Below are 25,146 nucleotides of genomic sequence, written 5' to 3' on the forward strand. Positions count from 1 at the left end.
ATTATGCTTTTAAATCCCTTAGTTTTAATTGAAGTGAAACATGACCTTGCCACTCATTTTCATCAATAGAATAGACGGCCTTAAATAAGTTTCCGTTGGAAATCATCTCAATTTTATCGCCCATACCAAATCCTATACAAACAAATCTTCCGGCTGCATTTGGTTGCGTTGCGGTTAATCTTAAATGAGTTTTATCAGCACCTACACATTTTCCATAACCCGTGTCCATCAAGTCATCTGTCATAAAAACAGGTGTCATATTACTTGGCCCATAAGGCGCAAATTGTTTTAAGATTCTATAAAATTTGGGCGTAATAGTGTCTAACGTTATTTGAGCATCAATTTTAATTTCCGGAGTCAATAAATTTCTATCAATAGTTTTGGTAACTTCATCTTCAAAAGCTTGTTTAAACGCCTCATAATTTTCTTTCTCAAGTGTTAAACCAGCTGCATATTTATGCCCGCCAAATTGCTCAATGTGAGCTTTACAGGCTTCTAAGGCATTGTAAATATCAAACCCTTTGACCGAGCGTGCAGAAGCCGCTAATTTATTACCGCTTTTAGTAAAAACCAATGTGGGTCTATAATACGTTTCGGTTAATCTTGAAGCCACAATACCAATAACACCTTTATGCCAATCTTCATGGTAAACAACAGTAGTAAGGCGGTTCTGTTCTTTTTGGTCTTCAATTTGTTGAAGTGCCTCTTCAGTAATTTGTCTATCTGTTTCACGTCGGTCTAAATTGTAATTGTTAATTTCTAAAGCATAGTTAGCAGCCATTTGAGGTTCTTCCTCAGTGAGCAGGGTTACGGCGTAGTTGCCATGTTTCATACGCCCTGCGGCATTGATTCGGGGTGCTACAATAAAAACCACGTCAGTAATGGTAAGTTCCTTTTTTTCAACCTGATCTAAAATAGCTTGAATTCCCGGTCTTGGTTTGGTATTTATTACCATCAATCCAAAATAGGCCAATATCCTGTTTTCTCCATCTATAGGAACAATATCTGCGCCAATTGCAGTAGCAACCAGATCTAAATATTCAACCAGATCATCAATGGTTTTTCCATCTCTAATGGCCAGAGCCTGAACCAATTTAAATCCTACACCACAGCCACAAAGTTCTTTGTATGGGTACTGACAATCCTGACGTTTAGGGTCTAAAACGGCAACGGCCTCAGGGATATTATCTCCCGGCCTGTGATGATCACAAATAATAAAGTCAATGCCCTGTTTTTTAGCATAAGCTACTTTTTCAATAGCCTTAACACCACAATCTAAAGTAATAATAAGTGAGAAATCGTTTTCTAAAGCAAAGTTTATGCCTTTATAAGATACGCCATACCCCTCATCATATCTGTTAGGGATGTAGGTGTAAACCAAATGATGCTTGGTTTTTAAATAGGACGATAATAATGCCACTGATGTTGTACCATCAACATCATAATCTCCATACACCAAAATATTTTCCTTATTGGCAATAGCTTTTTCAATACGTGCCACGGCCTTATCCATATCTTTCATTAAGAACGGATCATGCAAATCTTCCAAACTTGGTCTGAAAAACTTTTTAGCAGCTTCAAAATTATCAATTCCCCTTTGTACTAACAACGATGCCAAAACAGCATCAATTTGAAGTGCTTTTTGCAAGGCTTCAACTTTTTCCTTTGAGGGTTTAGGTTTTAAAGTCCAACGCATGTACTACTCTTTTAACCGGATTCTGTTTTTATAGATTTCCTTTTCTTTTACATACACTTTAATATAGTATCTGTTTTTGGGAAGATAGGATAAATCATAACTTAAAGTGCCTTTACTAAAATTTTGATAGCTATGTTCTTCTAAAACCTTAGATTCATTTTCCTGGTCTACAATAAGCACCTTTACAGTTTCTGGAGTATTGCAAAAATAATCTAATGTTATAGGGCCATTGGTCCTGGCTGGAAAAACAGCTACTAAAGCGGTATGGTCTGTTCTGTAAACCATATCATTCCTCACCGCAAAATTATAATTAATATGACTGCCAAAATCTGATTTAAACTGCTTTATAGCTCTCCCTAGCGAATCTAATAATTTTACTTCACCCCTGCCGTCTTTTGCCTTAAACCAAAACTCCAAACCATCACCAGCTGTATCATTAAATCTAAAGTTATAATTGCCGGGTTTAAGTTTTATGGTATCCTGATATACGGTCCTTGGCTTCATATTGGTGCTGTCTTTTTCAAAAAAAACATCTCCAAAGCTATTTTGAATAGCATAAGTATTTTGGTGGGGTTTGTTATTGGTTTTGTAATATACAATAAGTGTTTCAGGTAATATATCGGGACGCTCATAAACAGACTCCAAGGTATTATCTGAGCTAAAGGCGTCTTTTTTTCCGTTAGGCCTGTCTAACATTACATGAAATTGTGCTGTTTCCTTTTTACTAAATACTTCTGTTGGTAGCGCAATTAAAGCTTCATCACCAAAATCAATATGCCCTGTCCATTGGTGTTTTTTGGGTTTATCACCTTCTAAAAAATAGGTTATTGTCATTTTTTGCAACGGATTAGCTCCATTGTTTTTTACACGAATTACAGGTAAGCCACCAAAAGGATTTTTTCTATGATGTGCCTGACGTGTTGAAGGCTGAATAATATCTACCAAAGTCACATCATTTTTCGCATTAGGTTTTGCATACTCAATAACGTAAGTAGATATCTGCTCGTTGGCACTTGGTTTTTCAGTGTCATAAGGTTCCATATTTATATCTACCGTAAAGGGTTTCCCCGGGGGCGTGTTCAATAGTACTTCATCGGGTTGTAACAAATAACCGGGGCACCAATTGGCACGATCAAATATCCAGGTACCTGCTTGTGGAAACAAAGGATTATCACCGCACTCCATCCATAAATTTTTATGGTCTACTACTGCACCGTTAAATACAATATCTCGGTACTTACTACAAAATTCGCCACAGCCATTGGCGTCCATACCATGACCCGTTTGATGAATTTTAACCTTTGAAAAATTGGTTTCAGCATGAGCTTTAATGGTTATAGGAACCAAATAGTTTTCTATGGGGTCGTCTTTATATCCATATTTATATTGCCCGTCATAAATGGTATGAACGGCAATGGGATTTGCAACGGGTGTGCCATAGGTAATTTCAAAATCTACTGTAACTTTCCAACCTCTTGTTTTATTGTCTTCGTAACCGGTATGAATATAATCTATTTCAACATCATCTCTTAGAATCAAACTAAAATCAGTAATATCAACACGCCATTCAAAGCCCCAGTCCTTTTGAAAAAAACCACCATAGGGTGTTAACATGCGTGCAATTTCATAAACTGTGGAGTCGTTTTTAGGACGCGCTTTTATATAATCCAGATAATCCCAATCTGCACAGCGCATACTGTCCGGGCACTGAAACTTTAAGTTTAATATAATGCTGCGTATGTTTGCTGTTTTTTCAGGAAAGGCTACCCAACGTTTATAACTATTAGATCCTTTGGAAGGATTTGTAACAATAGTTTCACCATCATGAGAAATAACATGGCTCTTTTCTTGTGAGTATGCTGTACTTGCTATAATTGCACTAAAAATTATAGCATTTAAGAGTGCCTTCATTAATTATTCGTTAAAAAATATATTGACTTCAACATCAGCAAACCGACGAAACATCTCCATAACACCGCAGTACTTATCAATAGATAAATCCACCGTCTTTTGTAATTTCTTTTCATTTAGATTGTCTCCGTAAAAATGAAAGTTCATGCTAACCTTATCATAATATTTTGGATGTTCTTCGGTTAAATTAGCATCAATATCTATTGTAAAATCATCAACATCAAGTTTCATTTTTTTTATTAAAGATGCCACATCTAAGCCAGAACACCCGGCCAATCCGGATAACATCAAAGCTTTGGGTCTGTAGCCTTCTCCTTTACCTCCATTTTCTTCTCCTGCATCAATAAATAAATCATGTCCCGAAGGATTTGTACTTTCAAATCGCATATCCCCCAACCATTTTGTGCTAACTTGAACTGCCATAGGTATTAATTATTTTTTGTTAATTGTAGTTTCAAAAATACTACTTAAAAAAATAACATATGCCTTTAGTAACACCTTTATCCGCTGATCACGATTTAGAAACCAAAGAATTAGCAGAATTTTTTAATGAAACCCTGGGGTTTTGCCCTAATTCTGTACTCACTATGCAACGGCGTCCCGCTATTAGTAAGGCCTTTATTAACTTGAATAAAGCTGTTATGGCTAACGAGGGCAGAGTGACCTCTGCTCTAAAACGTATGATTGCCTGGGTATCCAGTAACTCAACAGGTTGTAGGTATTGCCAGGCGCACGCTATTAGGGCCGCAGAGCGTTATGGCGCAGAGCAGGAACAATTAGATAATATTTGGGACTATAGAACGCACCCTGCTTTTAACGAGGCGGAACGGGCTGCTTTAGATTTTAGTTTGGCCGCCTCTCAGGTGCCAAATGCAATTGATGAAAACATTAAAAAACGTTTATATGAACATTGGAATGAAGGCGAGATTGTGGAAATGCTTGGTGTGATTTCATTGTTTGGGTACTTAAACCGTTGGAATGATTCTATGGGAACTTCTATTGAAGATGGTGCTGTTGAAAGTGGCGAGCAATACCTTGGCAAACATGGTTGGGAAAAAGGGAAACATCTCTAGATTCATGATTTTTAACGTCATTGCGAGTGCAACGAAGCAATCTTTCGATTTGATTTTTTTTTATTAAACAGACTACACAGTTGTACCTCCCTCGCATTGACAAAGCTGATCATTGCGAGCGTAGTGAAGCAATCTGTTAAAATTAACTCCTGATCAAAAGATTACTTCGTCGCTAACGCCTCGTAATGACGTTAGTCAAAATAAATTTTGTTTTATGCTGATAAACACGTTTCAACAAATTGCTAGTTACACCAATATAAATAACAGTATTATTTTTATTAGCCATAAAGTACACATAAGACCTATTCATATATAAATATAATAACTACTGTCATTGCGAGTGTAACGAAGCAATCTTTCGGTTTGATTTTTTTATTAAACAGACTACACAGTTATACCTCCCTCGAAGTGCCAAAACTGGTCATTACGAACGTAGTGAAGCAATCTGTTAAAATTAACTCCTGATCAAAAGATTACTTCGCCGCTAACGCCTCGTAATGACGTTAGTCAAAATAAAATAACCACCCATCAGACAAATCATTCCAATCTGGATTGATTGAATTTATTAAATCTTCTTTTCGTTTTCTGTTGCCAGATTTTAATTGCTTTTCTCTTGCTATAGCTTGATTGATATCTGAGAACTCTTCAAAATAAACCAATTTGTTACAATTGTATTTCGCAGTAAAGCCCTTGTGTACTTTTGTTTTATGCTGATAAACACGTTTCAACAAATGGCTAGTTACACCAATATAAATAACAGTGTTATTTTTATTAGCCATAAAGTACACATAAGACCTATTCATATATAAATATAATAACTACCGTCATTGCGAGTGTAACGAAGCAATCTTTTCGGTTTGAATTTTTTTATTAAACAGACTGCACAGTAGTACCTCCCTCGAAGTGACAAAACTGGTCATTGCGAACGTAGTGAAGCAATCTCTTGAAAATTAAAACCTGAATTCAAAAGATTACTTCGTTGCTAATTCCTCGTAATGACATGAATTAAATCAACCTCTTAACCTTCCTTCTCAACTCCGGCAAAACCTCAACCTCAAACCAGGGGTTTTTAGTTAGCCAAAACCTATTGCGTGGAGACGGGTGTGGTAATGGCAAATATTTTGGCAAGTATGCCTTATGATTAGCTACGGTTTCTGTTAATGTTTTTTTTGCCGTTTTTCCTAAATAATAATTTTGGGCATACATCCCAATTAAAAGAATTAGCTCTACATTTTTAAGTTTATCAAATAAGGACTTATGCCATTGTGGAGCACATTCGGGTCTGGGTGGTAAATCGCCACTTTTTCCTTTTCCGGGATAGCAAAACCCCATAGGAATGATGGCAAATTTTGTGTCATCATAAAACTCTTCTTCAGAAACATTTAACCATTTACGCAATTGCCTCCCACTGGCATCATCCCAAGGCACACCTGATGCATGTACTTTGGTTCCTGGTGCCTGGCCGATAATGACTATTTTAGAATCTGGGTGTGCTGATACTACAGGGCGCGGACCAAGAGCCAAGTGAGGTTTACAAATGGTACATTGTCTGATATCTTGTAGTAGGTCTTCCATGTAATGGTTTTACGCCTGATATTCTGAGTTTGTTTCAGGATCTTATAAAAGAAATAAATTCTTCGTTTCATCCTGAATGACAAACTATTTTTCTTTTAAAGGATAGTGTTCAAAAACGATTCCTTCAAAGCCGGTTTTCATAAAGTTTCTAATATTTTGATGTCCGTTGCCATCAGGATCATTAAGAACTTCATCAAAATAAAACTGACCAAAACAAGCCAATGTTTCTGCTTTGGTAAACTCTTGAGTCTTTGCAAATGCAAATAACTTACAGGATCCGGAGTTTTGCCCCTCAGTATTTTCTAAATTACCATTCTTAAAGGCGGTTGGTGTAAATTGATAATGAGCTTCAATAACGCTCATGGTTTCTGAAAACGCAATGCTTTCCGGCGTATGCTTTACTTTATTTATAAATGTTTCTAGTGTCATTTTATTTGTTTTTACCTCCAACTATAACCACGATCTCTCCTTTTGGAGGTTTATTAGTATAATGTTCTAATACATCTTTAGCAGTCCCTCTTACAGTTTCTTCATACAATTTAGTAAGTTCTCTGGAAACAGACACGGGTCTGTCTTCCCCAAAATATTCACAAAAATGCCCTAAGGTTTTAACCAATTTATGCGGACTTTCATAAAAAATCATGGTTCTGGTTTCTTCTGCGAGTAACTGTAACCTGGTTTGACGTCCTTTTTTAACCGGTAAAAACCCTTCAAATACAAATTTGTCATTGGGCAAACCGGAATTCACCAATGCCGGCACAAACGCCGTAGCTCCGGGCAAACACTCAATAGCTATATTATTCTCAATACAGGCACGCGATAATAAAAACCCAGGATCAGAAATAGCCGGTGTACCGGCGTCACTTACCAAAGCAATAGTTGTTCCTCCTTTGAGTTTTTGAATGATCCTGTCAACCGTTTTATGCTCATTGTGCATATGGTGCGATTGCATGGGCGTCATAATTTCAAAATGCTTTAGAAGTTTTCCTGAGGTACGCGTGTCTTCTGCCAGAATTAAATCGGCTTCTTTTAAAACGGTAATGGCTCTAAAAGTGATATCGTTTAAATTACCAATGGGCGTAGGAACTATATAAAGTTTACTCATGTATTTACACTTTCAATTTAATGTTTATGTTGTTTAACAAAGCGGTAATTCCTATTACAATAAATGAAAACACCAACGACTTCAATAACCCAATATAACCATCCAATAAAATATCCGGTAAACTTAAGGCAAAAATCATAACAAGCGGGTATATAAAATATGGAATTAAATAACAGGTCAGGGTATTAGTTCCTGCAATTTTAAACAGGTTAGTCCAGGTCTTAAATTTTAGCTTATCTACAATAACATATAAAACTAAAAAACTCAAACAACTAATCCCTATACAAACAGAAGCCCATGATGGTGTTCCTCTAACTTTAGAAAACCCTCCCCAATATGGTCTTAGGGCAAAACCATAAACAAGAGAAACTATACCCAGAACAAGAACAAATAATAAAAACAGCTTTTCCTTTTCTAATGCTTTAAAATGAAGCATAACACTTCCCACAATCATCCCCGCACATACCGCTACATGCATGGAAGCACTAATCACAAATTTTAAATTTGGAATTCCTGTAACTGAAGCAAACTCTTCAATATTTAATACATGAAAGACTATAAAAACGATCCACAAAATGACTAAAGATCGTCCAAAAAACAAATAGATAAGGGTGTTAAGTAAGTAAGCCCAACCTATTAAACCTAAAATGCCCCACCAGTGTGTTTGCATCCAAAGCACGTTATCATTTGACCCTCCCTTATAAATAACTGCAAGAAAAATTAAAAGGGCTAAACCTGTTAACTGTAGTATGGTTTTCTTTTGATTTTTTTTAGCTGGTTTATAAAGGGTCCATATCAGAAATATAGCAAGCCCCATTATTAATTCCCAAGCATATTTGTTAATGAGCAACAAATCGGCATTTATACTTTCAAAATTAACCATAAATAAGCCCATGATAATTAAGGCTAGTGTCCTTTTAAAAACATGAACCAAAATTGGCCCGTTACTGTCTCCTTTATTTCTTCTTGCTTTTATAGCAAAGGGTATAGAAAGTCCAACTATAAAAAGAAAGGCTGGGAAAATAATATCTGAAAAGCCAATAGCATCAACTTGCGCATCCATATGTTGTAATCCCTCCGGAACATTGGTTAATGTCCAAAAGTCATTTACAAATATCATTAAAAACATAGTTAAGGCCCTAAATACATCTATAGACTCAATTCTTTTGGAGTTAAAATTAGATTGAGTCATATATTAATGGTTGTTGGCAGATAATATATTATTATTGAAACTTGTCTTCAATAATTTCCATAAAGCGCGCTTCAAACTCTTCCTTACCCTCCCAATTATTATAGTCTGGTTTAACTACATCCTGAATAAAGTTTTTAGCATTATCATGAGAAATAAAAGTATTTAATTGTGATAATACACGATCATAATCTTCGCTTTTATCTTCAAACAAATGTTTAATAAAAGCAATCTTATCATTAAGACCTATATTTAGCCCTCCAACCTTAAGCTTATCATTCAATGATTTTTTGTCATTGGGCAAACCGTTCTGATCTTTAGAAGCCGGTTCAAAAACAGGCAGGTCTTTAAACCCTTCGGTAATATCTTCCAGGTCGTGTTTTTTAACGGGTTGCTTGGGTATGGCCTCTTCAAATACCGTATCAATATTTTGAGGATTCTCAGGCATATGTTGTAACATATCCTTAATTTTTGCCATGGCGGGCTCAGTGATCTCATCACGATCAACATCATCAAGGTTTATATATATTTTATCTTCAACCTCAATATTATCACTCACTTTGTTATTAAAAGCACTGTCTAACATGCCAAAAAAAGAAGAGTCGCTTCCTATAGTTGGAATAGCACCTTCAAAGTTTTCATGAGCAAATTTTAATACGGTTAGTTTCTCATAAAGCGCTGCTGCTTCGGCATGCATCTTAATAACATCCTCTCTTCCTTTTAATTTAAGAATTCTGTGCGCTATACTTATAAGTTCAGATTCTAACTTCTTCTTCATTAGTTTATATTTTTTTAATTATTGCATTGTAGGCTTTTGTTTTTTAATAAATTTACGCCACCTTTATACGAACGAATAATTACTTTGTTTTAGTGTTAAAATTACAAAATGTTTCTTGAAAATACAGTAAATCATAAAGAACAATTTGGATGGATTGAAGTTATCTGTGGTTCCATGTTTTCCGGAAAAACGGAAGAACTCATCCGAAGGCTAAAACGCGCCCAGTTTGCAAGGCAAAAAGTAGAGATCTTTAAACCTGCTATTGATGTGCGTTATGACGAAGATATGGTAGTCTCTCATGATGCCAATGAAATTCGTTCAACACCTGTTCCTGCTGCAGCCAATATTCCTATTTTAGCTGATGGCTGTGATGTGGTTGGGATTGACGAAGCACAGTTTTTTGATGATGAGATTGTACGTATTTGTAATGACCTGGCCAATAAAGGTATCAGGGTTATTGTTGCCGGCTTAGATATGGATTTTAAAGGCAATCCTTTTGGTCCCATGCCCAATTTAATGGCTACTGCGGAGTATGTAACCAAAGTACACGCCGTTTGTACCAAAACAGGGAACTTGGCTCAATACAGCTACAGGAAAAACAAAAGTGACAATCTGGTCTTACTGGGAGAAGTTAATGAGTATGAGCCTTTAAGCAGAGCGGCATATTATAAAGCTATGATGCGGGATAAGGTTAGAAATATGAAAGTAAATGATGCCGAGGAAGTAAACACTAAACCCAAAGACTCTAATGCATAAAGCACAGGAAACGGTGCTTGAAATAGATTTAAAAGCACTTAAGCATAATCTCACACATCTAAAATCAAAAATACAACCGGCCACAAAGTTTATGGCTGTTGTTAAGGCTTTTGCCTATGGAAGTGATCCTTGCAAAATAGCTAACTATTTGCAAAAGCAGAATGTTGATTATTTTGCAGTTGCTTATATTAATGAAGGCATTGCTTTGCGCCAGGCCGGAATAACGCAACCTATTTTAGTATTACACCCACAAACGGTGAATTTTAAATCTTTAATTGAAAACCGTTTAGAGCCGGCTATTTACAATGCTAAAATTTTAAATGAATTTATTCAGTTTGCTTCTGCTGAAAAATTAATTGAATATCCTATTCACATTAAATTTAATACCGGTTTAAACCGTTTAGGCTTTTTTGAAAATGACGTTAATTATATTTCAGAGACCTTAAAAACAACTCAAACCACCAAGGTCATATCTATATTCTCACACCTGGCAGCCAGCGAAGACTTGAATGAAAAAACATTTTCTTTAAATCAAATTAAAAGTTTTAAAGGTATTGCTATAGCACTCATAGAACGTTTGGGGTATAAGCCTATGTTACATATGTGCAATACCTCAGGTATTTTAAATTATCCCGAGGCTCATTTTGATATGGTAAGAAGTGGCATTGGCCTATATGGTTTTGGCAATTCTGAAAAGGAGAACTTATTTTTAAAACCTATAGGAACCTTAAAAACGGTGATTTCTCAAATTCATCATATAGAAAAAGGGGAATCTGTAGGCTATAACCGCGCCTTTAAAAGTAATGGCTTCTTAAAAACGGCAACACTCCCCATTGGCCATGCAGATGGTATTGGAAGACAATATGGTCATGGCAAAGGCTTTGTAACTATACAAGGTCAAAAAGCACCAATTATTGGAAATGTTTGTATGGATATGATTATGGTTGATGTTACTAACATTGATTGTAATGAAGGCGATGAGGTTATTGTTTTTGGACAAACTACCACAGCAGAAGATCTGGCTTTAACAGCCAACACCATTTCTTACGAGCTTATTACATCTATATCTCAGCGTGTTAGGCGTATTTTCATTGAATGAAAACATAACAACTGTTAAAGTTTTTTCCTTATTTTTGAGTTCACTAACTAAAAATTTATACTCATGTTAAAAGAATTTAAGGAATTTGCAATGAAGGGCAACCTTGTAGACATTGCAGTTGGTTTTGTTATGGGTGCTGCTTTTAAAGAAGTGGTAACTTCATTCACAGGTGGTATTGTATCGCCGTTAATAGGATTAATTTTCAATGCAGATTTCAAGGATTTAAAACTGGTAATAAAAGAAGGTGTAGCCAATGCAGAAGGTATTCTAGAAGGTGAAGTTTCTGTATTATGGGGCGCATTTTTAACCCATGTTATTGACTTTATAATTGTGGCATTTGTTATGTTCTTGATTGTAAAAGGTGTCAATAAAATGAAAAAGAAAGAAGAACCTGCTCCGGAGCCGCCTGCCGGACCAACACAAGAAGAATTACTAATAGAAATCAGAGATTTACTTAAAAAATAACAATTCGTTAAATAAACAACATTGTGTTATTTGTTGTTAAAAAGCCCTTGTTTTAAGAAAATGAGGGCTTTTTTTAGATTTTAAAAAGGAATTAATACTTAGTTTTGTCCTCACAAAAATTATTAAATTATAAATACAATGAAAGTAGCTGTTGTTGGTGCCACTGGTATGGTAGGAGAAGTTATGTTGAAAGTTCTTGCAGAACGCAATTTTCCTGTAACAGAATTAATTCCTGTTGCCTCTGAAAGATCTGTTGGAAAATCTATATCTTATAAAGGAAATGAATATAAGGTTGTTGGATTAGAAACCGCAGTTTCTATGCAACCGGATATAGCCTTATTTTCAGCAGGAGGAGACACGGCCTTAGAATGGGCTCCTAAGTTTGCAGAAGCCGGTACTACTGTAGTTGACAACTCCTCAGCCTGGAGAATGGATCCTACAAAAAAATTGGTGGTTCCTGAAATCAATGCTTCTGAGTTAACTAAAGACGATAAAATTATAGCAAACCCCAACTGCTCAACCATTCAATTGGTTATGGCACTGGCTCCACTTCATGAGACTTACCAAATGAAACGCGTAATTGTTTCTACTTACCAATCGGTTTCCGGTACCGGAGTTAAAGCTGTAAGACAGTTAGAAAACGAAATTGCAGGTGTTGAAGGAGAAATGGCCTATCCTTATCCCATAGGAAGAAATGCTTTACCTCATTGTGATGTGTTTCAGGACAACGGCTATACTAAAGAAGAAATGAAATTGGCCAAAGAGCCTCAAAAAATATTAAACGACAGAACATTTTCTGTATCTGCAACAGCTGTTAGAATTCCAACAGCCGGAGGGCATTCAGAATCTGTAAATGTAGAATTTGAAAAGGATTTTGATCTGTCAGATGTTCGTAAATTATTAAGTCAGACACCAGGCGTTGTTGTTCAGGACAATACAGATACCAATACCTACCCTATGCCCATTTATGCACATGATAAGGACGAGGTTTTTGTTGGACGTATTAGAAGAGATGAAACACAACCCAACACATTAAATATGTGGATTGTGGCTGATAACCTTCGTAAAGGTGCTGCAACAAATACCATTCAGATTGCTGAATATTTAGTTGACAATAATTTAGTGTAAATTTTTGACCTTAGATTTTATGATAAAACTCTTATATGTACATATAGGAGTTTTTTTGTTTATTTTTGAAAGAATTCAAATTCGTTAATAATTATGACTAGACTAACAATTACCCTTATAAGCCTTGTTTTTTTAACAGCTTGTAAGAATGATATTCAGAAAACTAACACTATTACCGTGAATTATCCTAATACTAAAACCGTTGACACTATAGATACCTATTTTGGAACAGAAGTTAAAGATCCCTACAGGTGGTTAGAAGATGACAGAAGTCCGGAAACTGAAGCCTGGGTGAAAGCTCAAAACAAATCAACCTATGGTTATTTAGATAATATCCCTTTTAGATCTGAATTAAAAGAACGCCTCTCCACATTATGGAACTATGAAAAAGTTGGTGCTCCTTTTACGGAAGGCGATTACACCTATTTTTCCAAAAATGACGGATTACAAAATCAAAATGTCATCTACAGAAAAAAAGGAGATGGTGATACTGAAGTTTTTTTAAATCCAAATACGTTTTCAGATGATGGGACTGTATCTTTAGGCGGTTTAAGTTTTTCTAAGAACGGTAAAATATTGGCTTATTCCATTTCTGAAGGTGGAAGTGACTGGAGAAAAATCCTGATCATGGATACTGAAAGTAAAGCCATCATTGAAGATACACTTGTGGATATTAAGTTTACAAGGATTTCATGGTACAAAAATGAAGGGTTTTATTATTCCAGTTATGATAAGCCTAAAGGCAGTGAACTTTCTGCCAAAACAGATCAGCACAAAGTGTATTATCATAAACTAGGAACATCTCAAAAAGACGATGCTTTAATTTATGGAGGCACTCCGGAAGAAAAACACCGATATATTTATGCGGGAGTAACCGAAGATGATAGATACTTAGTGATTACACCGCGTATATCAACTACCGGAAACAGATTGTTTATAAAAGACCTATCGGTAAAAAACAGTCCTTTAATAACTATTTTAGATCATACGGACAGTAACACCTATGTTTTGGATAATGATGGGAGTACATTATTTTTAGTAACAAACTTAGAGGCTCCCAATAAAAAAATAGTAAAAGTTGATGTTGCTAACCCAACTCCAGAAAACTGGGTGGACGTTATTCCGGAAACCGAAAATGTTTTACTGGCCTCTACCTCAGGAAAATATATCATAACCGAATACATGGTGGATGCCATATCAAAAGTCATGCAGTATGATTATAATGGAAAGCTAATAAGAGATATCAACCTTCCTGGTGTAGGAAACGCAGGTGGTTTTGGTAGTAAAAAGAAAGAATCCATAGATTATTTTTCATTTACCAATTATAATACCCCTTCAAGTATATATACCCTTGATTTAGAAACGGGGGACACAAAATTATATTGGAAGCCGTCAATAGAATTCAATAGTGATGATTATGAAAGTCACCAGGTGTTTTACACCTCAAAAGACGGTACCAAGGTCCCTATGATTATCACACATAAAAAAGGTGTAGAACTTAACGGTAAAAATCCGACTATTCTTTATGGTTACGGCGGATTTAACATTAGTTTGAACCCAGCATTCAGTATTGCCAATGCGGTTTGGATGGAGCAAGGTGGTATATACGCTGTTCCTAACTTACGTGGTGGGGGCGAGTATGGTAAAAAATGGCACGATGCCGGAACCAAGACTCAAAAGCAAAACGTATTTGACGATTTTATTGCTGCCGGGGAATACTTAATTGAGCACAACTATACCTCATCAGAATATTTGGCTATCCGCGGTGGTTCTAATGGCGGATTATTAGTTGGTGCTACTATGACCCAACGTCCGGATCTGGCCAAAGTGGCTTTGCCTGCCGTAGGTGTTTTAGATATGCTTCGCTACCATACATTTACTGCGGGAGCTGGCTGGGCTTATGATTATGGTACTGCCGAAGATAATCAGGAGATGTTTGAATACTTAAAAGGATATTCTCCAGTTCATAATGTTAAAAACGGTGTAGAATACCCTGCAACATTAGTGACCACCGGAGATCATGATGATAGAGTTGTACCGGCGCATAGTTTTAAGTTTGCCGCTGAATTACAAAGCAAACAAACCGGAGCCAACCCAACCTTAATCCGTATTGAAACTGACGCTGGTCATGGCGCAGGAACTCCAGTAAGTAAAACCATTGAGCAATATGCTGATATTTTTGGATTCACGCTTTACAATATGGGCTTTCAAGTGTTACCAAGTAAAACAGAAGAAAAAATAAAAGGGTAGAGCATAACTCATTTTTTAAAAACACGCTTCAATAAAAAAGCGTGTTTTTTTTATTCTATTTTTACACCATATGTTAAACGTACAGAATCTTACTTTTTCGTATAATGACACTCCTGTTCTAAGCCATATTTCATTTCAGGCTGAACCAGGTGAGCATATTGCAGTTATTGGAGAAAGCGGTTCTGGAAAAAGTACCTTGTTAAAAGGGTTATACGGGGAATATGATTTAGATAAGGGTCATATTTATTGGAAAGACAAAGCTGTTTTAGGCCCAAAATATAACCTGGTTGTTGGTTATGACTTTATGAAATATGTGGCCCAGGAATTTGACCTTATGCCGCCGCTTTCAGTGGAAGAGAATATTGGAAAATTTCTTTCAAATTTTTATCCCGAAGAGAAAAAAAGGCGCACTGCCGAACTTATTGATGTTGTTGAATTGACTGCTTTTGCTAAAACCAAAGTAAAAATTCTAAGCGGTGGTCAAAAGCAACGCGTAGCACTAGCCAGAGCATTGGCAAATCAGCCTGAGATTTTATTGCTGGATGAACCCTTTAGTCATATAGATAATTTTAAAAAGCAAAGCCTTCGCAGAAGTCTTTTTAAATATCTAAAAGAAAAAAAGATCACTTGTATTGTGGCTACCCACGACAAAGAAGATGTTTTGGGATATGCAGACCGAATGATTGTACTACATAAGCATAAAATTTTGGTTAATGACACTCCCAGTGTTTTGTACAACAAGCCTGAAACACCTTTAGTAGCCTCTTTTTTTGGAGAGTTTAATGTTATAAACAATACCATTATTTACGCGCATCAATTGAAAGTTGTTAAAAAATCAGATCTAAAGGCAACAGTAAAACAAGCGTATTATAAAGGTCCTTATTATTTAATTGAGGCCCATTTAAATGGAAAAAGCATTTTTTTTGAGCATCACGATATGCTGAAACAAAATCAAAACGTGTACCTTTCCTTAAAGTAAAAAAGCATTTTTTAAACTTTTGACTTCTAAATAAACCAGCTCCTTCAATAGTTTTACTCAATAACAACCTTCTCATTAGCATATTAGGTAAAATAGTATAAAAAAGGTTCATTATTAGTATTTAACTTTGGAAACAGGCCCTTATACCAGAAACCCTTATTATAATTAAAGCTGTGTGGCTATTTAAAGCCAAAATATAACATGGCAAACAACAAAATTTTACCACAACTTAGTCTTAGAAAAATAATGAAAACACCCCGTTTAATAGCTATTGATAAAAAATGGCCTTCCAATTAATGCCTGTGCAGTCATCATTAAATGGAAGAATTTTATGAACATATTGTTTCTTATATAGATATTGTTGGACTTGTACATGGCATTAGCCTGGGAACACTTCTTATTTTATTGAGCAAAAAAAACAAAAAGTCTACCTTCTTTTTAGGGGTATTTATCATTGCCTATGGCCTTGAACTCATACCAAGCATACTTGATGATCTGAAAATCACAGAAAAACACCCACAACTGTTATTTCTACCTCTTAGTTTCGGGTGGATCCTGTTTCCCATATTTTACCTGTACATTAAAAATATATCTATTCTTCCGGATCAAAAAAGGCATCATTGGGTCTTTATTCCGGGGACTTTATACCTTTTAGCCGAATGTATAGCCTTTTGTCAGCCTATAGAAACCAAGCAAATGCTTATAGAATCTGTTTGGCTGGACATCATAGATATAATAGAGATCATCTATTTTTTATTCATTGGGGTTTTTATTTTAAACGAAATTAAAAAACATCGCCGGGAAGTTCAAAACCAATACTCATCTACCGAATATAAAGAGCTCTCCTGGGCAAGGTTTTTTATACTATTTAGCCTGTTTTTTATATGCCTGGACTTTATACTGTTTGTATTTTTAGATTCCAGTTTTCCCTATGTCATAATTTCTGCCATTAACGTCATCCTTCTGTTTTGGATCTCTTTAAAAGGCATATTTCAAAATAAGGTTAACCTCCTTACTCATGAAACTTTGAATAAGGACATAGCTTTAAAAGCAAAACAAATTAGTGATAAAGAACACTATTCGGATAAAATTAAGCTTATTGAAAACTATTTATATACCTCAAAAGCATATACCAATCCGGACCTTACCATTATAGACATCGCTAATGCTACAGGCTTACATCCCAGGCAAGTGTCCAGGACCATAAATATTACAAAAGGATACAATTTTGCTAATCTTATAAACAGACTCAGAGTAGAAGAAGCCAAAAGTATACTGCTTACAGACCGAGCAGAACAGTTAAGTATGGAAGGTATAGGAAAAGATGTTGGCTTTAATAGCAAAAGTTCTTTTTACATGGCCTTTAAAAAGCATACCAAAACCACTCCTCATGTATTTAAAAACAATTGAGTCTTGACAAAAAAGAATTGTTTTGGTTTTAATTTCTGAAATTAAGACTGTAAGCCCCCTGTTTTATTATGCTACGGTATAGCTTTTGAGAATATTTGCATCACAAATCAAATAGTAAAAAAACAAAAGTCCTCAGCATAATAAGGAACAGCTGAGTAAACTTCAATGAACCGGAATATTAACATATAATAATTAAAATAATGAAAAAAGGATTAATTTTTTTAAACAAAACCATAGCAACAGCCGTTTTTGTTTCGCTTATAATTTTTAGTTGTAGTAGTGATGATACACCTGTAGCAAAATACACGGAAACGGTAATCCCACAAGACATAAATGACTTGTTTGTTGGGAAAGGGAATTCAGCTAAAGATACGGTCTTTGTATATGCTGAAGGAGGCCCCGTACCAAAGCTGATAGCAACTGATATTGAAGAACCTCAATTTCAAGACTATTACAGGGTTTATGTTAAACAGGCACAACAAATAAACCCCACCATACTCAACAACGAAATTACTTTTGAACAGGCCATTATTGAGGATGATATTTCTACAACCATGTTTCAAAGGGTGTTACAACATTTTAAAGACCAGGATAAAAAAGTTGTAGCCATGTCTCATTCTTTCGGGTCTTTTATTATTCCGAATGTGCTAGATAAGCACCCCAATATTGCAGATAAAGTAGTGATTATGGCTGGACGATTAAATATCCCGGAAGTTGTTTGGCAAGGCTTTAGAGATGGGTCCGGATATACCTTTGAAAATGGAGAAACACTTGTTCCTGACGAAGGGGGTGATCTTTCTGAAGGACGACTACAAGCCGGGCTTGGAATGAACAGATATACTGAACTTTTAGAAGACGATGATTTAAGTAACGTTATTTACGTACATGGACTCTTCGATGAAGCAGTCGGAAGACTCAACCAGGAAGAGATGGATTTTTTAAGAGATAAAAGGGTGCCTCTGATTGAAATAGACGGAGATCATAGTTCCATGTTTGCTCCTAATGCTTTAGATTTTATAGTAGATTTTATCAGGCAGGAATAAAACTGTTCTTTCCAAACAATAGTCTATAAAAGTAAAGGTAGCCTTAAAATACTATACTTAGCACCTATCTCTATGAGCTCATAAATTTGAAAGTGGGTAGGTGCTAATTATGATATTATTTAAAACAGTTAATACAAGTTTTTAATTTTATTCGTCTTTAATATTTGGTGCGAGATACTGTTTTTATATCCAATATTAATATAATTAGGACATACTCTATAAAACATCCTGTATTACAAACGGCTTACTTCTAAAAGTAAGTGCATCACCAACTTTTTTACCAAGCAACAATTGCCCCATAGGTGTATGCGGTGAAATGGCATAAAACGCGGTGTCATTGACTTTTAGTTCCCCGGCACTTATGGCTATAAAATAGTTGGCGTTAGAGGTATACACAACACTGCCCAGACCAATGTGTTTAGAACTCACAGCGCTATTTACTTTTAAAAGTACAGCTTTGGTTTTTTGAATCTCTGCCAATTGATTTCCGGCTTTTTCACGTTCCAACTGAAGCATGGCTCTCCCCGTTTCATGCTTGTCTCCCACACTGCTTTTGGTCTCTGATGTTAAGGACAGCTGTATTTCGTCAATGGTTTTTTGTATCGCCCAAAACCGTTCTTCAATAAACTCCTGGCACAATGTGTATAACTGTGCTTTAATTTTTAGGTTTTCCTCCATCTTGTTTAGTATAATCTAAAGGACCAAAATACCCTATCTGCTTTACAATCCATTGTTTTCTGGATTCAATATATGCGGTAGCCGGATTGGCCTTATAGGTTCTGGGGTTAGGCAAAATAGCCGCAATAGCTGCCGCTTCCTGCAAAGCTAGTTTGCTGGCCGGTTTTTTAAACCAGTATTGTGATGCTGCTTGAGCTCCATAAATACCATTACCCATTTCAATACTGTTAAGGTATACTTCCATGATGCGTTCTTTAGACCAGCATAACTCAATTAAAAACGCAAAATATGTTTCCAATCCCTTTCTTAACCAACTGCGTTGTGGCCACAAAAACACATTTTTAGCGGTTTGCTGGCTTATAGTACTAGCCCCTTTTACCCCTTTTCCTTTTTTATTGTTCTCAATGGCTTTCTTTATGGCTTTATAGTCAAATCCCTTATGGTTTAAAAAGTTTTGATCCTCACTACAAATAACGGCTAACTGTAAGTTTTTAGAAATATTATCAAGAGCTACCCAATCATGCTTAAGTGTTTTGTGACTGTCAGGTTCAAAATAACGGATGAGCATTAAGGGTGTTACCGGCACCGGAACCCATTTGAAGGCCATAACCAACATAAACGAAAGTATTACAAACCAGGTACTGATTTTAAATAAAAATCTAAAAAACCGCTTTATCATTTATTTAATCAGATTTGAAAGTTCCTTACCAATACTACTGCCAATGGCAACGCCCATACCTCCAAGACGAACACCACAAAACACATGATTACCAAATGGTTTTACAATAGCCTTTTTCTGATTACCTACTCCCATAATACCACTCCATCTGTGTGCTATTTCAAACGGTGTTTCAGGCAAAATAGTTGTTCTTAAAAGTGTTTCAAGCTTATTTTGAACCAATGCGGTTTGATTGAACTCAAATGTTTGTTCACCAAAAAAATCAAGATGCCTACCCCCGCCTAAAAGGATTCTATTGTCTATATTCCTGAAATAGTAATAGCCCCTGTCTAAATGAAAGGTCCCTTTAATATGAAGGTTTGGTATGGGGGTTGTAACTAAAACCTGCGCCCTGGCCGGTGTTACTTTTTCATTTATTAATTGTGAGGCAAATCCATTGGTAGCTATTAATAGTTTTGAAGCTGATAGCTCAAAGCGGTTTGTTTTTACCTTTACCGATTGGTTTGTTTCTATATAATCTTCAACGCTTACTTGGTTTAAGATCTTAATAGACTTTGATTGCGCTTTTTGTAACAGGGCTTCCATCATCTTACCCGTATCAATTTGCCCTTCAAATGTATTGAAGATATAATGGCCTTTGATCTTTTTAAAGCCAAACGCATTGTCCTTTATACTAAACACAGCTTCTTTAAAAACAGGCTTAAGTAATGTGTTTACCTCTTCTTTGTGACGCAAACAGCTTTCATATAATGGGGTGTCCTGTTCCGAAAACAACTCATAGCCCCCCAATTGTTTATAAGCAATAGCTTTGTCTCCTAAATTTTGTCTTAATAGTTTCAGGCCATCTGCTCGTTTTTTAACCAATTGAAAAACGTCGTCCTTAGAATGGGTCTTTAAATCTTCTAAGATTTCGCTTAAACTTCCAAAGCAGGCAAAACCGGCATTCTTAGTACTTGCTCCTTGTGGCAAAACACCTTTTTCTAATACCAGAATTTTAGATTTTGGGAAACGCTCTTTTAGTTCCAACGCACAACTTAACCCTACAATACCACTGCCTACAATACAGAAATCAACATCTGTTAGCCATGATTTTATTTCCCAATAAGAAAGGTTCACTATATCTTGTTGTTAGTTATGAGTAAAAATAGTGATTTATTTATGTTAGCCCTCGTGTTAAGGATAGAAGCGGCATCCTTTTTTGTAGTTAACTATTAACTTGAAAAAAGGGTTTATTTTATTATAACTAAAACCTAATGAAGGATAAAAACAGACTCCACACAAAAAAGATATAGCGGATAGCCTGACCACGGATAAAACGTGGGAACACCATAAAAAAACTCCGAAATGGCTTTCGGAGTCTTTAGTATTTATTCTTCATCTTGTTTTTCAATAACAAAATCTTCCATAAACTTAGTGGTATAATTACCCGCTAAATAATCCGGGTGATCCATAAGCTGCCTGTGAAAAGGAATGGTGGTTTTAATGCCTTCTATAACAAACTCATCTAAGGCACGCTTCATTTTGTTAATAGCCTCTTCTCTGGTTTGCGCTGTTGTAATTAACTTGGCAATCATAGAGTCATAGTTAGGCGGAATGGCGTAACCTGCATAGACATGAGTATCTAAACGCACACCATGTCCTCCCGGTGCATGTAATGTTGTAATGCGGCCCGGAGATGGTCTGAAGTCATTAAATGGATCTTCAGCATTAATTCTACATTCTATTGAATGTAGGTTTGGTGTATAATGTTTTCCTGAAATTGGCACGCCTGCTGCTACCAGAATTTGCTCACGGATTAGATCAAAATCAATAACCTGTTCTGTTATTGGGTGTTCCACCTGAATACGTGTATTCATTTCCATGAAGTAGAAGTTACGGTGTTTGTCAACTAAAAATTCAACCGTACCTGCCCCTTCATATTTGATATATTCTGCTGCTTTAACAGCTGCCTGGCCCATTTTATCACGCAATTCTTTGGTCATAAATGGCGAAGGCACCTCTTCTGTTAATTTTTGATGGCGACGTTGAACGGAGCAGTCCCGCTCTGATAAATGACAAGCTTTTCCTGTAGAGTCTCCAACAATTTGAATTTCAATATGCCTTGGCTCTTCAATAAGCTTTTCCATGTACATATCGTCATTACCAAATGCGGCTTTAGATTCTGTTCTTGCGGATTCCCAGGCTGCTTGTAAGTCTTCGGGATTCCATACTGCACGCATGCCTTTTCCTCCACCGCCGGCAGACGCTTTTAGCATCACCGGGTATCCGGTTTCTTCGGCAAGCTTTTTACATTCTTCAAAATCTTCTATAACGCCCTCACTTCCTGGAACACAAGGTACTCCTGCTGCAATCATTGTGGCCTTTGCATTGGCCTTATCACCCATTCTGTCAATCATTTCTGGTGAAGCTCCAATGAATTTTATGCCATGCTCTTCACAGATCTTTGAAAATTTAGCATTTTCTGATAAAAATCCGTATCCGGGATGTATGGCATCTGCATTGGTAATCTCTGCGGCAGATATAATATTGGACATTTTTAAGTAAGACTCGCTACTTGAAGGAGGCCCTATACAAACGGCTTCATCTGCAAACTTAACATGCAGGCTCTCTTCATCAACTGTAGAGTAAACCGCAACGGTTTTAATGCCCATTTCTTTACAGGTTCTAATAACACGTAATGCTATTTCACCTCTATTGGCTACTAATATTTTTTTAAACATAACGTTTTGAATTAAAAATTTCAAATTCCAATCGCCAAATTCCAAATATTGGATTTTGAGATTTGTGTATCGGAATTTTTAATAGGTTATGACGGGTCTACTAAAAATAGTGGCTGATCAAATTCTACTGGTGAAGAATCGTCCACTAATATCTTAACTACCTTTCCTGAAACTTCTGATTCAATTTCATTGAAAAGTTTCATTGCTTCAATAATACAAAGCACATCACCTTCTGCTATTGTTTGTCCAACCTCAACAAATAAAGGCTTATCTGGTGCTGGTTTTCTATAGAACGTTCCTATTATTGGTGATTTGATAGTGATATATTTTGAATCTTCAGTAGCTGCTGCTGCCGGTGCTGCTGGTGCTGGTGTTGCCGGAGCACTTGCCTCAACAACAGGTGCTGGTACTATTTGCTGTGGTATCTGAGCTGCCGGAACCTGATGTACAATAGTTGTGTCTGAATCTGATCCGGTTCTAATAGTGATTTTTACATCATCCATTTCTAATTTAACCTCACTTGCACCAGATTTAGCAACAAACTTGATTAAGTTTTGAATCTCTTTTAAATCCATAATTTTACTAATTAGTTAGTGGTTAGTTTTTTGAATTATACGCCCATTTTAAATAAATAGACCCCCAATTGAATCCGCCACCAAATGCGGCAAATATAATATTATCCCCTTTTTTAAGTTGCGCTTCGTAATCGTTTAAAAGTAACGGTAATGTTGCTGAAGTAGTATTTCCATACTTATGAATATTGATCATGACCTTTTCTTCCTCCAGTTCTATACGCTGTGCTGTAGCATCTATAATACGCTTGTTTGCCTGATGGGCAGCAAGCCAATCTATACTGTCTTTTGTAAGGTTATTACGTTCCAGTATTTTTACGGTAGCATCAGCCATATTAAATACAGCATTTTTAAAAACCGTTCTACCTTCCTGAAAAGCATAATGCCCTCCGTTTTCTAATACTTCTGGTGTAATAGGGTGACTTGACCCTCCGTATGTAGCTTGTAAAAATTCACGCCCACTACCATCACTACGTAAGTATTCATCCTGTAACCCTAAATTTTCTTCATTGGGTTCAAATAGAACAGCCCCCGCACCATCTCCAAAAATAATACAGGTAGCTCTGTCTTTATAGTTGATAATAGAAGACATTTTATCTGCTCCAATCAGCATGACATTTTTATACCTTCCGGATTCAATATAACTGGCTGCAACAGACATGCCGTACAAAAAGCTGGAACACGCTGCGTCCATATCAAATGAGAATGCATTTGTTGCTCCAATTTCTGAAGCTGTGAAAGCTGCTGTAGAAGCGGCTTTCATATCCGGGGTGGCAGTTGCAACAATAATAAGTTCAATATCCTTTGGGTCTAGTCCCTTTTTATTGATCAGGTCTTTTGCTGCTTTTATGGCAAGATAGGAAGTCCCTTTGCCTTCATCTTTAAGAATTCGACGTTCTTTGATTCCCGTTCTTGTGGTAATCCACTCATCATTGGTATCAACCATAGTCTCAAGAATTTGATTGGTTAATACATATTCTGGCACATAAGCACCTACAGCTGTAATTGCCGCTGATATTTTACTCATAATTTTATAATTAATTTGACCAAAAAATCATTAAAAACTGGACAAAAACGTTCAAAATTTGGCGAAAACTACTAAATTTTGGCGTAATAATTCACAAATTACATGTTTTTGTTATTGAGAAAAAGTATTTCATAAAAAAAACGCTCATAAATGAGCGTTTTAACTTATGCATGCATAATTATTTATGCAACATTTTCTATCTCTTCAGAATTGTCAATTAACACTTGACCTCTGTAGTATAATTTTCCTTCGTGCCAATGTGCTCTATGGTATAAATGAGCTTCACCTGTAGTTGGGCATGTAGCAATCTGTGGCGCAGTTGCTTTGTAATGTGTTCTTCTCTTATCTCTTCTTGTTTTAGAGATTTTTCTTTTAGGATGTGCCATTTTATATGTTTATTTATCCGTTAATAATCTTTTTAATGTATTCCATCGAGGGTCAATATCCTCGTCTTTATTCTTATCTTTTTCAAGCTTAGGGCTTAATTCTTCTAATTTTTTAAGTATGTCTGAGTCTAATGTTCCATCTTCAACTCCCGGGTGGATTCGCTTTAAAGGAACTGCTAAAATAACCAACTCATAAATATACTGTTGAATATTGATTTCATAAGTTCCATGTGGTATAATTAATATATCAACATGCTCATCATTATATTCTTCTCCAAACTTTACAACCAAATTAAATTCATTTTCTATAGTTTGGTTGTATGGCTCGTTTGTCAAGTCACAATTCACTTTTACCCATCCGGAAATTTTAAAATGCAATTCAAGTAATGTAGTCTTTTTTTCCAGTTCAAGATCTACATGTATGTTTGCATCATTAAAATCCTCATACTCAAAATGTTCAAAGAACGTTGGCTCTACGTTATACTCAAAATGATGGGTTCCTATTTTTAATCCTACAAATGGAATTGTAAACTCCTTCAATGCCTTCATTATCACATCTATTTTGAGCCTGCAAATATATAAATTTTTATTTACTCAACATGACTTATAAACATTTTTTTGTTCATA

Annotated in this window: 27 protein-coding genes; 9 read left to right on the plus strand and 18 right to left on the minus strand. The window is 35.9% G+C overall.

Features of this window, described 5'->3' with window-relative positions; translation table 11 throughout:
• Window position 1 precedes the first annotated feature (1 nt).
• Genes recJ through VOI54_RS04060 form a run of 3 tightly spaced genes read right to left on the minus strand, consistent with a single transcriptional unit; the run spans window position 2 to window position 4,030 of the window.
• Entirely contained in the window at window positions 2-1,696 is a 1,695-nt protein-coding gene (gene recJ / locus VOI54_RS04050; protein WP_326281438.1) for a single-stranded-DNA-specific exonuclease RecJ, read from the minus strand.
• Between the two features lie 3 nt (window positions 1,697-1,699).
• Complete coding sequence (locus tag VOI54_RS04055; protein ID WP_326281439.1) at window positions 1,700-3,607, minus strand: peptide-N-glycosidase F-related protein; 1,908 nt, start codon at window positions 3,605-3,607, stop codon at window positions 1,700-1,702.
• Window positions 3,608-3,610: 3 nt separating this feature from the next.
• Complete coding sequence (locus VOI54_RS04060) at window positions 3,611-4,030, minus strand: OsmC family protein (RefSeq protein ID WP_326281440.1); 420 nt, start codon at window positions 4,028-4,030, stop codon at window positions 3,611-3,613.
• A 59-nt stretch (window positions 4,031-4,089) separates the two neighbouring features.
• On the opposite strand from VOI54_RS04060, the gene VOI54_RS04065 reads away from it, so the two are divergent.
• The gene (locus VOI54_RS04065) at window positions 4,090-4,680 is read left to right on the plus strand and encodes a carboxymuconolactone decarboxylase family protein (protein ID WP_326281441.1); all 591 of its coding nucleotides are present in this window, start codon (window positions 4,090-4,092) and stop codon (window positions 4,678-4,680) included.
• A gap of 172 nt (window positions 4,681-4,852) precedes the next feature.
• Here VOI54_RS04065 and VOI54_RS04070 read toward each other — a convergent pair whose 3' ends face one another.
• The 7 genes from VOI54_RS04070 to VOI54_RS04100 all read right to left on the minus strand — a co-directional run bounded on the left by VOI54_RS04070 (window position 4,853) and on the right by VOI54_RS04100 (window position 9,327).
• Complete coding sequence (locus tag VOI54_RS04070; protein WP_326281442.1) at window positions 4,853-4,990, minus strand: GIY-YIG nuclease family protein; 138 nt, start codon at window positions 4,988-4,990, stop codon at window positions 4,853-4,855.
• A 193-nt stretch (window positions 4,991-5,183) separates the two neighbouring features.
• Window positions 5,184-5,483 carry a GIY-YIG nuclease family protein gene (locus tag VOI54_RS04075; RefSeq protein WP_326281443.1) on the minus strand — a complete coding sequence of 100 codons (300 nt, stop codon included), beginning with the start codon at window positions 5,481-5,483 and terminating at the stop codon, window positions 5,184-5,186.
• Window positions 5,484-5,685: 202 nt separating this feature from the next.
• A complete protein-coding gene (locus VOI54_RS04080; RefSeq protein WP_326281444.1) occupies window positions 5,686-6,255 on the minus strand; it encodes a uracil-DNA glycosylase family protein in 570 nt (189 codons plus the stop codon).
• Window positions 6,256-6,339: 84 nt separating this feature from the next.
• A complete protein-coding gene (locus tag VOI54_RS04085; protein ID WP_326281445.1) occupies window positions 6,340-6,684 on the minus strand; it encodes a HopJ type III effector protein in 345 nt (114 codons plus the stop codon).
• 1 nt (window position 6,685) lies between these two features.
• A complete protein-coding gene (gene rsmI / locus VOI54_RS04090; protein WP_326281446.1) occupies window positions 6,686-7,360 on the minus strand; it encodes a 16S rRNA (cytidine(1402)-2'-O)-methyltransferase in 675 nt (224 codons plus the stop codon).
• Window positions 7,361-7,364: 4 nt separating this feature from the next.
• On the minus strand, window positions 7,365-8,552 hold the full coding sequence (locus VOI54_RS04095; protein ID WP_326281447.1) for a heparan-alpha-glucosaminide N-acetyltransferase domain-containing protein: 1,188 nt from the start codon (window positions 8,550-8,552) through the stop codon (window positions 7,365-7,367).
• Between the two features lie 31 nt (window positions 8,553-8,583).
• On the minus strand, window positions 8,584-9,327 hold the full coding sequence (locus VOI54_RS04100; RefSeq protein ID WP_326281448.1) for a DUF8457 domain-containing protein: 744 nt from the start codon (window positions 9,325-9,327) through the stop codon (window positions 8,584-8,586).
• 108 nt (window positions 9,328-9,435) lie between these two features.
• Here VOI54_RS04100 and VOI54_RS04105 point away from each other — a divergent pair, with 108 nt between their 5' ends.
• From VOI54_RS04105 to VOI54_RS04140, 8 genes are all read left to right on the plus strand, one after another.
• On the plus strand, window positions 9,436-10,083 hold the full coding sequence (locus VOI54_RS04105) for a thymidine kinase (RefSeq protein WP_326281449.1): 648 nt from the start codon (window positions 9,436-9,438) through the stop codon (window positions 10,081-10,083).
• The gene (gene alr / locus VOI54_RS04110; protein ID WP_326281450.1) at window positions 10,076-11,182 is read left to right on the plus strand and encodes an alanine racemase; all 1,107 of its coding nucleotides are present in this window, start codon (window positions 10,076-10,078) and stop codon (window positions 11,180-11,182) included. Before VOI54_RS04105 ends, alr begins: the two co-directional genes overlap by 8 nt.
• Window positions 11,183-11,245: 63 nt before the next feature.
• Window positions 11,246-11,647, plus strand: a complete 402-nt coding sequence (gene mscL, locus VOI54_RS04115; protein WP_326281451.1) for a large conductance mechanosensitive channel protein MscL — start codon at window positions 11,246-11,248, stop codon at window positions 11,645-11,647.
• 138 nt (window positions 11,648-11,785) lie between these two features.
• Window positions 11,786-12,775: an aspartate-semialdehyde dehydrogenase gene (locus VOI54_RS04120; RefSeq protein WP_326281452.1), complete on the plus strand. Its 990-nt coding sequence runs from the start codon at window positions 11,786-11,788 to the stop codon at window positions 12,773-12,775.
• 93 nt (window positions 12,776-12,868) lie between these two features.
• On the plus strand, window positions 12,869-15,025 hold the full coding sequence (locus VOI54_RS04125) for a prolyl oligopeptidase family serine peptidase (protein WP_326281453.1): 2,157 nt from the start codon (window positions 12,869-12,871) through the stop codon (window positions 15,023-15,025).
• Window positions 15,026-15,095: 70 nt separating this feature from the next.
• Window positions 15,096-16,004, plus strand: a complete 909-nt coding sequence (locus tag VOI54_RS04130) for an ABC transporter ATP-binding protein (protein WP_326281454.1) — start codon at window positions 15,096-15,098, stop codon at window positions 16,002-16,004.
• Window positions 16,005-16,322: 318 nt separating this feature from the next.
• On the plus strand, window positions 16,323-17,414 hold the full coding sequence (locus tag VOI54_RS04135) for a helix-turn-helix domain-containing protein (RefSeq protein WP_326281455.1): 1,092 nt from the start codon (window positions 16,323-16,325) through the stop codon (window positions 17,412-17,414).
• A gap of 200 nt (window positions 17,415-17,614) precedes the next feature.
• Entirely contained in the window at window positions 17,615-18,457 is an 843-nt protein-coding gene (locus VOI54_RS04140) for an alpha/beta hydrolase family protein (RefSeq protein ID WP_326281456.1), read from the plus strand.
• A 216-nt stretch (window positions 18,458-18,673) separates the two neighbouring features.
• Here VOI54_RS04140 and VOI54_RS04145 read toward each other — a convergent pair whose 3' ends face one another.
• The 8 genes from VOI54_RS04145 to VOI54_RS04180 all read right to left on the minus strand — a co-directional run bounded on the left by VOI54_RS04145 (window position 18,674) and on the right by VOI54_RS04180 (window position 25,068).
• A complete protein-coding gene (locus tag VOI54_RS04145) occupies window positions 18,674-19,135 on the minus strand; it encodes a 3-oxoacyl-ACP synthase (protein WP_326281457.1) in 462 nt (153 codons plus the stop codon).
• Complete coding sequence (mtgA, locus tag VOI54_RS04150) at window positions 19,113-19,814, minus strand: monofunctional biosynthetic peptidoglycan transglycosylase (RefSeq protein ID WP_326281458.1); 702 nt, start codon at window positions 19,812-19,814, stop codon at window positions 19,113-19,115. Before mtgA ends, VOI54_RS04145 begins: the two co-directional genes overlap by 23 nt.
• Window positions 19,815-20,930 (minus strand): NAD(P)/FAD-dependent oxidoreductase, encoded by a 1,116-nt coding sequence (locus VOI54_RS04155; RefSeq protein WP_326281459.1) that lies wholly within the window; start codon window positions 20,928-20,930, stop codon window positions 19,815-19,817.
• Between the two features lie 251 nt (window positions 20,931-21,181).
• A complete protein-coding gene (gene accC / locus VOI54_RS04160; RefSeq protein WP_326281460.1) occupies window positions 21,182-22,534 on the minus strand; it encodes an acetyl-CoA carboxylase biotin carboxylase subunit in 1,353 nt (450 codons plus the stop codon).
• Window positions 22,535-22,620: 86 nt separating this feature from the next.
• A complete protein-coding gene (gene accB, locus VOI54_RS04165) occupies window positions 22,621-23,109 on the minus strand; it encodes an acetyl-CoA carboxylase biotin carboxyl carrier protein (RefSeq protein ID WP_326281461.1) in 489 nt (162 codons plus the stop codon).
• Window positions 23,110-23,131: 22 nt separating this feature from the next.
• Entirely contained in the window at window positions 23,132-24,133 is a 1,002-nt protein-coding gene (locus VOI54_RS04170) for a beta-ketoacyl-ACP synthase III (RefSeq protein ID WP_326281462.1), read from the minus strand.
• A gap of 182 nt (window positions 24,134-24,315) precedes the next feature.
• Window positions 24,316-24,519: a 50S ribosomal protein L32 gene (rpmF, locus tag VOI54_RS04175; protein ID WP_109352001.1), complete on the minus strand. Its 204-nt coding sequence runs from the start codon at window positions 24,517-24,519 to the stop codon at window positions 24,316-24,318.
• 9 nt (window positions 24,520-24,528) lie between these two features.
• Complete coding sequence (locus VOI54_RS04180; protein ID WP_326281463.1) at window positions 24,529-25,068, minus strand: YceD family protein; 540 nt, start codon at window positions 25,066-25,068, stop codon at window positions 24,529-24,531.
• Window positions 25,069-25,146: the final 78 nt, after the last annotated feature.

This window comes from Alterotamlana spongicola, assembly GCF_035818475.1.
GTDB lineage: Bacteria > Bacteroidota > Bacteroidia > Flavobacteriales > Flavobacteriaceae > Cognatitamlana.